This is a genomic window from Pseudomonas lalucatii, from assembly GCF_018398425.1.
GTDB classification, from domain to species: Bacteria; Pseudomonadota; Gammaproteobacteria; order Pseudomonadales; family Pseudomonadaceae; genus Aquipseudomonas; species Aquipseudomonas lalucatii.
In genome coordinates, this window is sequence record NZ_JADPMV010000001.1 from 2,067,878 (window position 1) to 2,082,674 (window position 14,797).

Genomic DNA, 14,797 nt, shown 5'->3' on the forward strand with positions numbered 1-14,797 from the left:
GTCCCTATCAACATGCAGCGCCGGAGGACAGCATGACAACCCGACAAGAGCAAACACGCAACGGCCTGAACGTGCAGCAGATGGTGCAGACCGTCGAGGCCATCAAGAACGATCCCAGCTTGGCACGATTCGAGTTCCGCGCGCGCAACCAGTGGATCAACGGCGGCGAGAATCGCTCGACGATCAAGGACTTCTATGGCGCCGGCGCAGAGGACAGCTCGCGCACCATGTCGTTCGAGTTCATCAACGGTGAACCGCCGGTGCTGCTCGGCGGCAACGAGGGCGCCAACCCCGTCGAATTCCTGCTGCATGCCCTGGCCGGCTGCGTGACCACCACCACCGTGCTGCACGCCGCCGCCCGCGGCATCCAGATCCACAGGCTGTCCACCGAACTGGCAGGCACCATCGACGTGCAGGGCCTGCTGGACCTGGATGCCTCCGTGCCGGTGGGCTACGAGCAGATCCGCATCAAGATGGACATCGAGGCCGACTGCAGCGATGCGGAACTGGACGACCTGCTCGCGTTCGCCCAGGCGCACTCGCCGGTCTGCAACACCGTTTGCCGCCCGGTGCCGGTGACGGTGGAGCGGGTCAGGCACGCGAACGCGGCTTAGTCCGCAAGCTGGCAAAACGCTGCATCAGGTGCGCCGCCCGACGTTGCGCTATCGCGTTGCGGCGCCTTGAGAACGGACAAGGGTGAAAGGTGCTGGGGACAGGGCTATTGAGCTGCCAGAACAGGTACGAAAATAGAACTGCATCCGCCCTTCACCCATCCCGCGCTGCAGTGACTTCCTGATCCCGGACACCGACTCGGTCCATCGGCAATCACCGAGATGCCGGCGCAAGCTTTCCCACAGCGCTAGTCATCCACGCGGAACTCCAGGCTCGCGCTCTGTCCACTTTCGTCCAATACGCTGAGCTGGTAGCGGCCGGAACCGGCGAAGGCCTGGTCGAGGGTGGCCTCGGCGCCGGTCTCCCCCACGGGCTGGCCGTCGACGAACCACCAGCGCCGGCCGCTGCCGCCCAGGGTCGACAGGCTCAAGCGCAGCGGCTCGGCGCTACCGGCGGGACGGCGCAGGCGGTCGCCGTCGCTCACCCCGACGATGGACAGTGGCGCAACCTGGCTGGCCTGGCGGGGCGGACAGGCCGGATCGCTGGCCGGCAGGCGCGCGCTGCGCCGTTCACGGCGCGGCAGCCAGGGTTCCAGCGGCGCCGGCCACAGGGCCAGGGTTCGGGCCTCTGCGCCCGGGCAGCCGGCATCCACCCGACGTCCCGCGGCATCGACCCAGACCTGCTCCAGCAGCCCCAGGCCCAGGGGCTGGTCCGGCGCCTGCAGGGTCGGCGGCGTGGTGCCGGCCAGGGTCCAGGCGAAACGCTGGCGGCGACAGTTCGGATCGTCCCTGGCCAGGGGCTGGCCCAGGGGCCAGCAGATCGCCGCCACGCCGACCTCGGCCGGCTGCGGGTCGGCCGGCGGCGCGATGCCGCGCTGGCGGTCGCGGTTGGCCAGCAGGTCATGCACCTGCAGCAGCAGCGGTGCGGCCGAGGCCAGGCCGAACTGGCCGGGCACCGGGGTGCCGTCCGGGCGGCCGATCCACACGCCGATGACATGGCGCGGCGCCACGCCGATCGCCCAGGCATCGCGAAAGCCGTAGCTGGTACCGGTCTTCCAGGCCAGGCTCGGGCGTTGCAGCAGCTGCGCCCGCGGGTCGCGGTCCGGCCGCGCCTGGCCTGCGAGTATGCGCCGCACTATCCAGGCCGCACCGGGCGACAACAGGCGCCGCTCCCGCAGGGCATCCTCGGGCCGATAGCGCGGGCGCGCGGCCTTGCCGCCGCGGGCGAAGGCGCTGTAGCCGCCGACCAGGTCCTCCAGACGGCTGCCGGCGCCGCCGAGGATCAGCGCCAGGTTCGGCTCGGCCAGGGGCGGCAGGGCCAGGGGTACGCCGGCATGCCGCAGTTCGCCGGCGAAGCGCTTGGGCCCGTAGGCTTCCAGCAACTGCACCGCCGGCAGGTTGAGGGAGCTGGCCAGGGCCTGGCTGGCCGCCACCGCGCCGCTGAAGCCGGCGGAAAAATTGCCGGGGCGGTAGTCGCCATAGCGCCGCGGCACGTCCTGCAGCAGCGACTCGGAATGGATCAAGCCGGCGTCCAGGGCCATGCCGTAGAGAAAGGGCTTCAGGGTCGAGCCCGGCGAGCGCAGGGCCGTGACCATGTCGACATGGCCGAAGCGCGTGGCATCGCCGATAGCCACCGAGCCCAGGTAGGCGCGCACCGCCATGCTCGGCTGCTCGACCACCAGGATCGCCGCCGAGGTGCGCTCCGGCAGGCGCGCGCGCCAGCCCAGCAGCAGGTCCTCCAGGCGACGCTGCAACGCGGCATCGATGCTGCTGCGGATCAGCGGCGGGCTGCCCGGCCCGTTCAGCCGCCGTGCCAGCAGCGGGGCCAGACTGGGCTGGCGGCGCGGCGCCAACAGCACCGCCTCCTCCAGGGCATCCTTGACCGCCGACGGCGGCCACACGCCGAAGCCGGCCAGACGCCGCAGCACCTTGTCCCGCGCCGCCTGGGCCCGCTCGGGGTGCCGGTCCGGGCGCAGGCGGCTGGGCGCCTGGGGCAGTACCGCCAGCAGGGCCGCCTCGGCGCGGGTCAGGCTGGCCGGCGACTTGCCCAGGTAGCTCCAGCTGGCCGCCGCCACGCCCTGCAGGGTGCCGCCGAACGGGGCGCGGTTGAGGTAGAGCGTGAGAATCTCGTCCTTGGACAGGTGCCACTCCAACTGCGCGGTGCGCCACAGCTGCTTGAGCTTGCCGGCCAGGGAGCGGGAGTGAGGATCGAGCAGGCGCGCCACCTGCATCGACAGGGTGCTGCCGCCGGACACCAGCCGCCCACCGGCCAGGTTCTGCCAGCTGGCCCGCGCCAGGGCCAGGGGATTGACCCCGGGATGGCGGTAGAACCAGCGGTCCTCGTAGGTCAGCAACGCCTGCAGGTAATAGGGCGAGACCTCGCCCGGGCCGACCGGGTAACGCCACACGCCCTCGGCATCGGCGAAGCGCCACAGCGGCGTACCGTCCTCGGCCAGCACCACCCGGGCCTGATCGTCCCCGGGCAGCGGCAGCGGGAACAGGCGGTCGGCCGCCCACAGCAGGGCCGGCAACAACAGGGACAGAGCCGCGAGCAACAGGAGTCGACGACGCGCCAGGCCGGGACGCTTTTCCTGCCACCACTTCGGCCACTTACGCAAAGACCTAACCCCCTGAAATAGAAGTGCTTATCCAAGCCGTGAGGGCAATTCGCCGCTCACCAGAAAGCCATAATAGTGACGCCACAAAACAAGCAAGAACCGCAAAACTACCGATCGTCGGAATTCTGTCACGAAGCGTTTGTTCCCGCGATGCGTGGCTTTACAGAGTAAGGGCGCCTGCCTAAACCAATATCAGACTGACATCAGGGCAAGTAGGCCGCTCACCTGGCTCAGTTGGCATGCAACCCTAGGCATCACTCTCATAGCACGACAACAGAGGCTACCGCGAAGGCGGCAGTCTCGGGGACGACTTCGCCTCACGGAAGACTGATCAGGGAGATCGGTGGCGGCTTCGTCAGGTTCGAGTGGAGCAGTTGCCTCTCAACTTTCGACAGGACATTGATCATGGAAAACAGATTTCCGGTTGCCCCGCAGCGCCCGCTGGCAGGATCGACGCTATGCAGGCTCGCCTACAGGGCCGCGGCGGCGGTGCCCGCTGCCGTGCTATCGCTCACGCTGCTCGGCGCCAGCGACAAGGTGCAGGCCGACCACGATGTCGCACATACCGTAGCCAATCTCAAAGGCGGGGTTGGCGCCCTCGAACAGCGCGTATGGGATTGCGAGAACGGCCGTGGTGGATGCGCCCGCGCCAAGGGCGATAAAGGAGACACGGGCGATGCAGGGCCTATGGGCCCACAGGGTGCGGCCGGCGACAGCGGGCCTCAAGGCCCACAGGGCGCGATAGGCGATACCGGGCCCATGGGTCCACAGGGTGAGACTGGCCCCATGGGACCGCAGGGCCCACAGGGCGAGGTCGGCGACACCGGGCCTCAAGGCCCACAGGGGCCGACAGGCGAAACCGGCCCCATGGGACCGCAGGGCCCACAGGGCGAGGTCGGCGAAATCGGGCCTCAAGGCCCACAGGGTCCGACAGGCGAAACCGGCCCCATGGGACCGCAAGGCCCACAGGGCGTAGCCGGCGACACCGGGCCTCAAGGCCCTCAGGGTCCGACAGGCGACACCGGCCCCATGGGACCGCAAGGCTCGCAGGGCGTGGTCGGCAACACCGGGCCTCAAGGCCCACAGGGTCCGACAGGCGACACCGGCCCCATGGGACCGCAAGGCCCACAGGGCGTGGTCGGCGACACCGGGCCTCAAGGCCCACAGGGTCCCAAAGGCGACACCGGCAATACCGGCGCTCAGGGCCCAAGTGGACTGGCCGGTTGGGAACTCAAGCTCAACGAAACCGTGTGCAGCGGGTCTTCAAGCATTACCTGCACGGCAACCTGCAGCGATGGCAAGAAGATTCTCGGCGGAGGTGTGAGCAATACCGCTCAGAACTGGCATGTAGTGCAAAGCTATCCATTACTCGCGCAACAGCTACAACCAGCCAGTTGGACGGCCACGGTAACCCGAACAGGGTCTCCGAATGCGTCAACCACGATCAGCGTTTACGCCATCTGCGCTAACACCAACTAGCCGAACAACCTGGAGGTACAGGTCATGAATAAGCTTTCACTCCATATCGGGACGTTTGCGGTGCTAGTGGTGGCCGGCCACGCCCATGCCAACCATTGCGCGGAGAACCTCGCCGGCGTACAGAGTGCCGCCAACCAGGCTATCGCTGTCCAGGCCAACGTGCTGAGCGCGGTCGAATCCCTGGTCCCCGCGGCCCTGGAGGCCTGCAGCAAGGAAGAACTGGCGATGGCCAGCGCGGAGTCCGGCTCTCCGATGCTGGCACCTGACTATGTGTCGGTCGGCCAGTCCATGCTGATCAACGCGGCGGCCCTGCTCGGCGGCCAATAGCTCCTGCCAGGTGCCTTCCGGCTGGCGTCTCGCCGGCCGGAAGCCTGCTCACTCCCCGTCAACTCAACTGGCGTACTCGCCGCGATCGCCTCCCTTCCATAGCCGCCATCTTCTCGTCCCCCACAGAGCCGGTGCTGAGACCGGGGCCAACCGCCCAACTCAACCGATGGCCCCTGGCGCGCCAGAGGTCTCGCCCAGCGAGACGCTCCCCCAGGCTTGCGTGCGGGTTGAGTCGGCTTGCCCTGTGCTTGTTTGCGTGCCCATGGGCCGCCTGCGAGGACTGTACCGCCCCCGAGAGCCAAGCCGATACGCCTGCGCCCTCGCCCGAGGGATGGCACACTACCGTCCCTTGCCGCCGGCGCCTGCCGGCGATCACCCACTGCGCCCCATGGCGGAAAGGATTTGTTGAATGCAGGTGGAAAGTTTCTTCGAGTGGCTGGGCCGGGCGCTTGGCGAGCTGATCCGTTTTATCGTCGAGGCCTTGAGCGGCGTCTTCGGCGTACTCGGCGACGCCGTCAGCGGCTTTATCAACGGCCTGTCCCAGGCGCTGGGCATCACCCCGTCGCTGCTCGGCATCGTGGTGCTGGTGATCGGCCTGCTGCTGCTCTACGCCGCCGTGCGCGCCTTTCTGCGCCGCGCCATCCTCATGGGGGTCATCTGGCTGCTGCTGGGCCTGTGGCTGCTCGGCGGCCTGATCGGTTGACCTAGCATCCGGGCCCGCCCGTTCGGCGGGCCGAATCATCCTCAACGCGCCCTGACCACCAGGCGCCCCGGCGTCTCGCCGAGGGCCTGCCAGTTCGGCCGGTACATGGACTCCACCTGCGGCGGCGGCACCCGATAGCTCCCCGGGGTGACGGCGCGGGCCAGGTACAGCAGGTGCGTGCCTTCGTAGGGGCTGACATCCAGCGCCGCGACGTAGCGATCGTCGCGGAACTCCTGGTGCTTGATCCGGGCTTTGGCCATCGACCGCTGCCAATCCTGCACCGCGCTGCCGGCATCGGCCAGGCTCGCGGCGCTCTGTGCCAGGTTCTGGTTCTCCAGTTCCAGGCCGGCCGGCAGCAGGTCCACCACCAGGGCGTCGGGCACTCGCTGCTTGGCTTCCACCAGCAGATGCACCAGCACCAGGTCGCCGCTGCGCAACCCGTCCAGCGCCAGCGGCTGGCCGTCCATGCCCAGGTACTCGCGGAAGATGTGCATGTTCTCGCCGCCGGCGGCCGGCGCCTCGACCGGGTAACCGGACAGGGTCAGCTGCTGGTACAGCGGCTCGGCGCCGGCCTGGCTCAGGCTCAGCGGCGCGGCCAGCTCGGCAGCGTCCAGCTTGATGCCCGGCCGGGCATTGCTCAGGGCGAACTCGAAGGCGCCGCTCTCGAGTGTGGCCTGCCAGGGCGACTCGGGCTTGCCGAGCAGGCTGCGTCCGGCCAGGTACAGGGCGTTGCGCTCCTGGGTCGACAGCCAGCGCTGGCCGGCCACTTCGTCGGCCAGGGCGAACAGGCGCTGCTCGCGGCTGCCGGCGGCCAGGTCGTGCTCTTCGAGCAGGGCGAGGATCAGTGCCTGGTCGCGCAGCGCGCTGCCATAGTCGCCCAGCCAGCGGCGATTGTCGCGGCTGAGGGCCAGGCCGGCGGCCAGGGCCTGCTCGGCCCGCGGTCCATCGCCCATCTTCTGCAACGCCACGGCCAGGTGCACCAGGGGCAGCCCGGACCGGGCGTCGCTGCGGCGCTCGAACAGGCTGCGCAACGCACCCAGCGGCGCCTGCTGGCTGCGCGCCAGTACGTAGCCGGCATAGGCCTGCACGGCGAAGCGACTGTGGCCCGCATCGTCGCTGTAGCCGACCTCGATCAGGTTGCGCTCCTGCAGATAGCGCAGCAGCCGCTCGCTGGCCTTGTTCAGCGCCGCGGGCGGCACGCCGAAGCCCTGCTCGCGGGCGCGCAGGAGGAAATCGGTGACGTAGGCGCCGAGCCAGTACTCCTCGTCGCCGTCGGCGCCCCACAGGCCGAAGCTGCCGTTGTGCCGCTGCATGCCCAGCAGGCGCTCGATGCCCAGCTCGATGGCGCGGCGGCGCTGCGCCTCCGGCTCGGCCTCCAGGCCCAGGCGCGCGAGGCTCGCCGCGTCGGCATAGAGCGACGGATACAGGCCGCTGGCGGTCTGCTCCAGGCAGCCGTAGGGGTAGGCCTTGAGCGCGCGGATCTGCTCGCCGAGGTTCAGCGGCGGCCGGCTGGACACCGCCAGCAGCGCCTCGCGCCCGGCCGGCTCGAAGGCCTCCAGGGCGCCGGACGGCAGGCTCCAGGGCTGGTCCTTGAGTACGCTGCGGAAATGCCGCAGCTGCGCCGGGTAGGCCGGGCGGATGCCCAGGGTCCACTCGCGGCGCAGTGGCGCCAGCGCCTCGTCCGGCAGCTGCAAGCCCTGCACCTCGACGCTGACCCGCCCCTGGCCGTAGCCGCCGAGGGCGCGCACCGGAATGTGCAGGATGCTGCGCTCGCCTTCTTCCAGGCTGATGCTGCGCTCGGCATCGGCCGCCTCGGCGAGGCTCAGCTGCCCTTCGGCCACTATCCGCACCTGCAGTTGCTGGGCCTGCCCGGAGAGGTTGTTGAGGTCCAGGGCCAGGCGGGTCTGGTCGCCGCCGGCGAGGAAGCGCGGCATCGACAGCTCGGCGATCAGCGGCGCGGCCACCACCGTCTCGGCCTCGGCCATGCCGTAGCGCTCGTCGCTCCAGGCCTGGGCCATCAGCCGCAGTTCGCCGTTGAAGTCGGGGATATCCAGGCTGACCTCGCCCTCGCCCCGCTCATCCAGCAGCAGCGGCCGGCTCTGCAGCGCGACGATCAGCACACCGGTGTCCGGGCGCTTGCCGCCGGCCGCCAGGGCCGCGTCGCCGCCGAAGGCCAGCCTGGCCAGCCGGCCCTGGCCGGCCTCGATCAGCTGGCCATAGACATCCAGCTGGTCGGCGCCATAGGCCTTGCGGCCGAACAGCGCGGCGAAGGGGTCGGGCGTCGGGTAGTCGGTGATATTGAGGATGCCGGCATCCACCGCGGCCACCAGCACCTGCACCCGTTCGGGCAGGCTGCCGTCGGCGTTGCGCGCCTGCACCCTGATCGTCAGCGGCTGGTTCGGGCGCATCTTGTCCGCCGCGGTCAGGCTCAGCGCCAGCTGGCGCGGCGCCCGGTCCAGCGGCAGGTGCAGCAGCCCCACCGCGCGCTTGGGCGTGGCATTGCTCTGGCGCTCGCCGGGGCGAATCACCAGGGCGCTGACATACAGGTCGTGGCGCGCCCAGTCCCGGGCGATGGGGATGTCGAACGCCTGGCCCTCGGCCGGCACCTCGATGGCCTGCCACCACAGCGGCCCGTCGCTGGACTCGACCAGCAGGTAGCCGCGGCCGGCCGCCGGCGGGGTCACCGTGACCTGGGCGGTGTCGCCTGCGGCGTAGGCCGGCTTGTCCAGCGCCAGCTTGACCTGGTCCGGGCGCACCGCGCCGCCGTCGGCGTTGTCCTGCCAGCGGTAGCCGGCCCAGAAGCGCAGGCTGCTGAGCAGGCCGGTGTCGGCGTCGACCACCTCGACCCGGTACGGCCCCCACTCCACCGGGAAGCTGACCTTCGCCGTGGCCCCGGCCGCGACGTCGAGGCGCTCCTCGCTGAGGGTCAGGTATTTCTCGTTGTAGCGATGGCTCCAGCCGTCGCGCTCGGAGAAGTTCCAGTAGTAGTCGCGGCGCTCGCGCACCAGCCGCACCGTCAGGCCCTCGGCGGCCAGCTTGTTGCCGGCGGCGTCGGCCACCAGCACCTCGAACTCGGCCAGGCCGTCGCCGTCCACCTGCTCGCCGTCGAACAGCCCGCGCAGGCCCGGCAGGCGTTCGGCCGGCCACACCGGCTGCACCAGGCGGCGGGTAATGGGGCGGCCGCCGGACTCCTGCAGGCTGGCCTGGAGGATCAGCTGCAGCGGCGACCTGGCCTCGCGCCAGCGGCTGTCGATGGCCAGGCTGGCCTGGCCCCGCTCGTCCAGCGTGCTCTCGTCCAGTTCGATGTCCTGGCTAAGCTCCGCCTCGGTCAGCGAGCCGAACTGGTAGCCCGGCAGGCTGGCCACCGCCTCGCGCAGCGGGCGCACGTAGAGCTGCCCGCCGAGGCGATTGCCGGCGGCCGGCGCGCCGTACAGGTAGCGGCCGCTGACCGCGAAACGCGCCGGCTCGGCCGGCGCCAGCGGCGTGTCGCGGCCCTGCAGTTCCAGGGCCAGGCGCTCGGGCAGGAAGTCCTCCACCGCGAACTCGTACAGCTGCGGCTTGCCGTCGCCCAGGTCGAACTGCAACTGCCAGCGGCCGGTCGGCGCCTCCTCGGCCAGCGCCAGCCGGTATTGGTAGAGCCCGGCGTCATCGGCCTGCCAGACGAACTTGCGGCTGACCTGGGCGTCCGGCCGGCGCACCTCGACGCTGACCGGCTGCGCCGCCACCGCGCGGCCGTCGGCATCGCGCAGCAGGGCGTTGAGCAGCACGGTCTCGCCGGGGCGGTAGAGGTCGCGCGGGCCGAACACGAAGAATTGCAGGGGGTGGGCCTTGGGCCCGGCGATGGCGAATTCGGCCAGGTCCAGCGCCGGGCCGCCGAGGCGCAGCAGGCTGGTCTGCCCCTCCTGATGGGCCAGCAACAGCTCGGCCTCGGCCGGCAGCGGCAGCTCGGCGTGGCCGGCGTCGTCGGTCGTTCCTTCGGCCAGCAGCCGGCCCTGGCCATCGAGCAGCCGCAGCTCGATCCCGGACAGCGCCTGGCCGCCGGCCAGGGCCTGGGTGAACACGTCCAGGCGGTCGCGGTAGCGGTGGGCGGACAGGCCGATGTCGCTCAGGCTGAACAGCGTGGCCGGCTGCGAATAGCCATAGCGGCCGGCCTCGCGCATCACCGCCAGGTACACCCCCGGCTGCTGCAAGGGCGCCAGGCCGGCGATCGGCAGCAGCAGGGTCTCGCGGGTGTTGCGCGCCGGCTTGAGGTCGAAGCGGCCGCCGTACACCAGCTCGGCCATCGGCAGCAGCTGCTGCGCCTCCCAGCTGTCGAGGTTGCTGCTGCGCCCCCACTGCGCGAGGAAGCGCGGCAGCGCCTGGTCCTTGATGCGGAAGAATTCGACGTTGACCTGCTCGACGTTCAGGGCGATCACCGGCAGGCCCTCGGCCAGCCGGGTCGGCAGCAGCGAGCCGCGGCTGGCGAAGCCGACGCTGGCCTGCAGGTCGCGGGTCTGCAGGCGGCTGCTGTATTCCTCGGCCAGTTGCGCGCCATTGACCGCGCGCAGGCCGGCGTCGACGGTCAGCACCAGCTTGCGCCGCGGCTCCAGGTGGCGCAGGCGCAGTTCCATGAGGTTGTCGGCCAGCTCCCAGGCGCCGTCGACCTTGCCCGCCTTGCTGTCGACCAGGTGCAGGCGTTCGGCGAAGTTCTGCTCCGGCTCCAGGGGCACGGAGACACTCACCGACAGGACACTGGCGCCGTCCAGCTGCACCTCGGAGACATCCATCACCTTCAGCTCGCGGCCGGCATAGCGCGCGGCCAGGGCGTCGCGGTCGACGCTCGGCGTCGCCTGCGACCGACTGGCCGGCGCCTCCGGCACCGTGGCGCTGACCTGGGCCGGTTCGGTGGCGGAGTCGCAGGCGCCGAGCAGGCCGAGGAGAAGGGCCAGAAACAATCCTTTGTGCGCCATTGCGGGCTCCAATCTTGCGGGTGCAGAGGCCCGACACTATAGCCCCGCCGTCTGCGCGCGGCGAACGGCCAGGCGGCAAGATGCCCGGCCGCGCACGGGTTACCGACGTGGCCGCCGGCTTGCGTATACTGCAGCGCTGCCCGGGAGCCCCCATGTCCTTGCTAGCCGATGCCTGGCGCCATCGCCCGACCCACCAGCGGGTCTGGGCCCTGGCGGCGCCGATGATCCTCTCCAACCTGTCGGTGCCCCTGGTGGCGCTGGTCGACAGCGCCGTGGTCGGCCATCTGCCCCACGCCCACCAGCTGGCGGCGGTGGCGGTCGGCGCCAGCCTCTATACCCTGCTGGTCTGGACCGTGGGCTTTTTGCGCATGGGCAGCACCGGCTTCGCCGCCCAGGCGGCCGGCCGCGAGGACGGCGGCGCCCTGCGCCAGGTGCTGTGCCAGGGCCTGCTGCTGGGCGGCGGCCTGGCGCTGCTGCTGATACTCCTGGCGCTGCCGTTCGGCAGCCTGGCCCTGTCCCTGATGCAGCCCTCCGCGCAGCTCGACGAACTGGCCCGCAGCTACCTGCACATCCGCCTGTTCGGCCTGCCGGCGGCGCTGGCCAGCTACGCCCTGATCGGCTGGCTGCTCGGCACCCAGAATGCACGCGGCCCGCTGGCCATTCTGCTGACCACCAACCTGCTCAACGTGGCCCTCGACCTGCTCTTCGTGCTCGGCCTGGGCTGGGGCGTGGCCGGCGCCGCCTGGGCCTCGGTGCTGGCCGAGTGGAGCGGCGCGTTGCTCGGCCTGTACCTGGCCCGCCGCGCCCTGGGCGCCTATGCCGGGCGCATCGACTGGCCCGCGCTGCGCCGCTGGGCCAGCTGGCGCCCGCTGCTGGCGGTCAATCGCGACATCTTCATCCGCAGCCTGGCGCTGCAGTCGGTGTTCTTCCTGGTCACGGTGCAGGGCACCCGCCTGGGCGACGCCACGGTGGCGGCCAACGCCCTGCTGCTCAACGGCCTGCTGCTCACCGCCCATGCCCTGGACGGCCTGGCCCATGCGGTCGAGGCGCTGTGCGGCCACGCCCTCGGCGCCCGCGATCGCCAGGCCCTGCGCCGCAGCCTGATCGTCGCCGCCGGCTGGTCGCTGCTGGCCAGCCTCGGCTTCGCCCTGTTCTTCGCCCTCGGCGGGCGCTGGTTCATCGCCCTGCAGACCGACATCGCCGCGGTCCGCGCCACCGCGTTCGCCTACCTGCCCTACCTGGCCCTGCTGCCGCTGCTCGCGGTGTCGAGCTACCTGCTCGACGGCCTGTTCATCGGTGCCACCCGCGCCCGGGAGATGCGCGACGCCATGCTCCTGGCGCTGCTGCCCAGCCTGGCCCTGGGCTGGCTGCTGCGGCCGCTGGGCAATCACGGCTTGTGGTTGGCCTTTCTGGCCTTCATGCTGCTGCGAAGCCTCAGCCTGGGTGGCTATGCTTACCGGCTGACCCGCCGCGACGCCTGGTTCGGCGCCCCCGCGCCGGCCCGCTCGCGCCCAACCGACTGCCCCGCCGAGTAAGGAAACTCCTATGGCCGAAGCCATTACCGCGTATCTGCACTACCTGTCGATCTTCGTTCTGTTCGCCCTGCTCACCCTGGAGCACCAGCTGTTCAAGCTGCCCCTTGACCTGCCCAGGGCGCGCAGCCTGGTGCGCCTCGACGCCGCCTACGGCATGAGCGCCGTGCTGGTGCTGCTCACCGGCGGCGCCCGCGCCCTGTGGTTCGCCAAGGGTCTGGACTACTACCTGCGCAACGGCCTGTTCCACGCCAAGCTCACGCTGTTCATCCTGGTCGGCCTGCTGTCGATCGTGCCGACCCTCTTCTTCCTCGGCTGGCGCAAGAGCCTGAAGGCCGGCCAGCTGCCCCAGGTCGACGCGGCCCGGGCCAGGCGGGTGACCCTGATCATCCGCCTGGAGCTGCTCCTGCTGTTGCTGATCCCGCTGCTGGCGGCGCTGATGGCCCGTGGTTTCGGCGCCTTCGGCTGAGGCGCGGCGGAAACGAAGAAGCCCGGCAGGTGCCGGGCTTCTTCGTGCTGCCGAGGCGGTTCAGGACGCCAGGTAGGACGAGCGGGTCAGGCCCAGGCGCAGGGCGTCGAGGAACTGGGTGCGCTCGCGGGCGCTGATCTTGGCGCTGGCCACCTTGTCGCGGTAGTGGGTCATCAGCTCCTCGGGCGACAGGTGCACGTAGCGCAGCATGTCCTCGATGGTGTCGTGGGTCTCGATGCCGGCGCTGTACACGCTGCCGTCCTGGTTCTGGTAGATGTTCACCGAGTCGGTGTCGCCGAACAGGTTGTGCATGTCGCCGAGGATCTCCTGGTAGGCGCCGACCAGGAAGATGCCCAGCAGGTAGTCCTCGCCCTCGCGCACCTCGTGCACCGGCAGGCTGGTCTCGATGCTCTGCTCGTCGACGTACTGCTTGATCTTGCCGTCCGAATCGCAGGTCAGGTCCTGCAGCACGGCGCGGCGCAGCGGCTCCTCCTCCAGGCGGTTGAGCGGCAGGATCGGCAGCACCTGGTCGATGGCCCAGGTGTCCGGCAGGCTCTGGAACACCGAGAAGTTGCAGATGTACTTGTCGGCCAGCTTGTCGTTGAGCTCGTCGAGCACCTGGCGATGCGAGCGCTGGCGCGCCTTCAGCGAGTTGTACAGGCGCCGGCACAGGGCGAAGTAGCACTGCTCGGCCAGGGCCTTCTCGCGCAGGCCGACCTTGCCCTCGGCGTACTGCGCGGCCACGTCGCTCATGTAGTGGGTGGCGCGCCAGTAGGTCTCGGTGACCATCTCGATGTCGGTGGGGCCGAGCAGCTCGACCAGGTACTGCACGGTCTCCGGCAGGCTGGCGACGTCCTCGATCAGCGGCACCTCGTCGTTGTGCTTCTCCACGTCGGTGACCTGCACCACCAGCATGGCGTGGTGCGCGGTCAGCGAGCGACCGCTCTCGGAGAAGATGTGCGGGTGCGGCAGTTCCTGGGCGTCGCAGAACTCCTTGAGCATGCCCACCACCACGCCGGCGTAGTCGTCCATGTCGTAGTTGATCGAGCTGGCGTTGCGCGAGTGGGTGCCGTCGTAGTCCACGCCGAGGCCACCGCCGACGTCGACGTGGTCGACCGGCAGGCCCAGGCCGCGCAGCTCGCCGTAGTAGCGGATCGCCTCGCGGAAGCCGTGCTGGTAGTCGGCCAGGTTGGCGATCTGCGAGCCCATGTGGAAATGCAGCAGGCGGATGCCCTGGTCCAGCCCCGCCGCGCGGAAGCGCTCGACCACCGACAGCAGCTGCGCGGCCGACAGGCCGAACTTGGACTTCTCGCCGCCGGTGTCGGCCCACTTGCTCGAGGCCAGGGAAGACAGGCGCACGCGCAGGCCGATCTGCGGCGCGACCCTGAGCTCGGCCGCCTCCTCGATCACCAGCTGCACCTCGGATTCCTTCTCGATGACGATGAACACGTTGTGGCCGAGCTTCTGCCCCATCAGCGCCAGCTTGATGAACTCGCGGTCCTTGTAGCCGTTGCAGACGATGGTGCCGCCCTTGGGCGCCAGCGCCAGCACCGCCAGCAGCTCCGGCTTGGAGCCGGCCTCCAGGCCGATGGAGACGTTCTGCGTGGCGATGATGTTCTCCACCACCGCCTCCTGCTGGTTGACCTTGATCGGGTACAGCGCGGTGTACGGGCTCTGGTAGCCCAGGCGCGCGATGTTGGCATCGAAGGCGCCGGTCAGGCCGCGCACCCGGTCCTGCAGGATGTCCGGGAAGCGCACCAGCAGCGGCAGGCTCAGACCGCTCTCGCGCAGCTCCGCGACCTGGGCGAACAGGTCGATCGGCGTGCTGCCCGGGCCATTGGGACGCACTTCGACGCGGCCGCTGTCGTTGATCGCGAAATACCCCGCGCCCCAGTGGCGAATGCCATAGACGCTGCGGCTGTCCGCGACCGTCCACTGGCTACCGTCATCTTTGCGTGTGCGTCGTGCAGACATCGAGTTCTCCCTTGCTAGAGATAAGCGCCGGGGATCAGCCCGGGCGACAGCAGATTAGAGTGAGGAAATGACCATTGCCCGGCAGTCGACCCGCGACCTGCCGAGCAAGTTTAGAAGACTCGGGAGAAGCGTCCG

Annotated in this window: 8 protein-coding genes; 5 read left to right on the plus strand and 3 right to left on the minus strand. The window is 70.1% G+C overall.

The window, feature by feature from the left end:
* Positions 1 to 32: 32 nt before the first annotated feature.
* Positions 33 to 614 carry an OsmC family protein gene (locus I0D00_RS09450; protein WP_213639467.1) on the plus strand — a complete coding sequence of 194 codons (582 nt, stop codon included), beginning with the start codon at positions 33 to 35 and terminating at the stop codon, positions 612 to 614.
* 245 nt (positions 615 to 859) lie between these two features.
* On the opposite strand, the gene pbpC is transcribed toward I0D00_RS09450, so the two are convergent.
* Positions 860 to 3,187, minus strand: a complete 2,328-nt coding sequence (gene pbpC / locus I0D00_RS09455) for a peptidoglycan glycosyltransferase PbpC (RefSeq protein WP_246533258.1) — start codon at positions 3,185 to 3,187, stop codon at positions 860 to 862.
* A gap of 1,545 nt (positions 3,188 to 4,732) precedes the next feature.
* Between pbpC and I0D00_RS09460 the strand changes: the two genes are divergently transcribed.
* Both I0D00_RS09460 and I0D00_RS09465 read left to right on the plus strand, forming a co-directional pair.
* Entirely contained in the window at positions 4,733 to 5,035 is a 303-nt protein-coding gene (locus I0D00_RS09460) for a hypothetical protein (protein WP_213639468.1), read from the plus strand.
* A gap of 409 nt (positions 5,036 to 5,444) precedes the next feature.
* Positions 5,445 to 5,738 (plus strand): hypothetical protein, encoded by a 294-nt coding sequence (locus tag I0D00_RS09465; RefSeq protein WP_213639469.1) that lies wholly within the window; start codon positions 5,445 to 5,447, stop codon positions 5,736 to 5,738.
* A 41-nt stretch (positions 5,739 to 5,779) separates the two neighbouring features.
* Here I0D00_RS09465 and I0D00_RS09470 read toward each other — a convergent pair whose 3' ends face one another.
* Positions 5,780 to 10,687 carry an alpha-2-macroglobulin family protein gene (locus I0D00_RS09470; protein WP_213639470.1) on the minus strand — a complete coding sequence of 1,636 codons (4,908 nt, stop codon included), beginning with the start codon at positions 10,685 to 10,687 and terminating at the stop codon, positions 5,780 to 5,782.
* A 152-nt stretch (positions 10,688 to 10,839) separates the two neighbouring features.
* Between I0D00_RS09470 and I0D00_RS09475 the strand changes: the two genes are divergently transcribed.
* Positions 10,840 to 12,222 (plus strand): MATE family efflux transporter, encoded by a 1,383-nt coding sequence (locus I0D00_RS09475; protein ID WP_213639471.1) that lies wholly within the window; start codon positions 10,840 to 10,842, stop codon positions 12,220 to 12,222.
* A gap of 10 nt (positions 12,223 to 12,232) precedes the next feature.
* Positions 12,233 to 12,688 (plus strand): DUF2214 family protein, encoded by a 456-nt coding sequence (locus I0D00_RS09480; protein ID WP_213639472.1) that lies wholly within the window; start codon positions 12,233 to 12,235, stop codon positions 12,686 to 12,688.
* A gap of 60 nt (positions 12,689 to 12,748) precedes the next feature.
* Here I0D00_RS09480 and speA read toward each other — a convergent pair whose 3' ends face one another.
* Positions 12,749 to 14,662: an arginine decarboxylase gene (gene speA / locus I0D00_RS09485; protein ID WP_213639473.1), complete on the minus strand. Its 1,914-nt coding sequence runs from the start codon at positions 14,660 to 14,662 to the stop codon at positions 12,749 to 12,751.
* Positions 14,663 to 14,797: the final 135 nt, after the last annotated feature.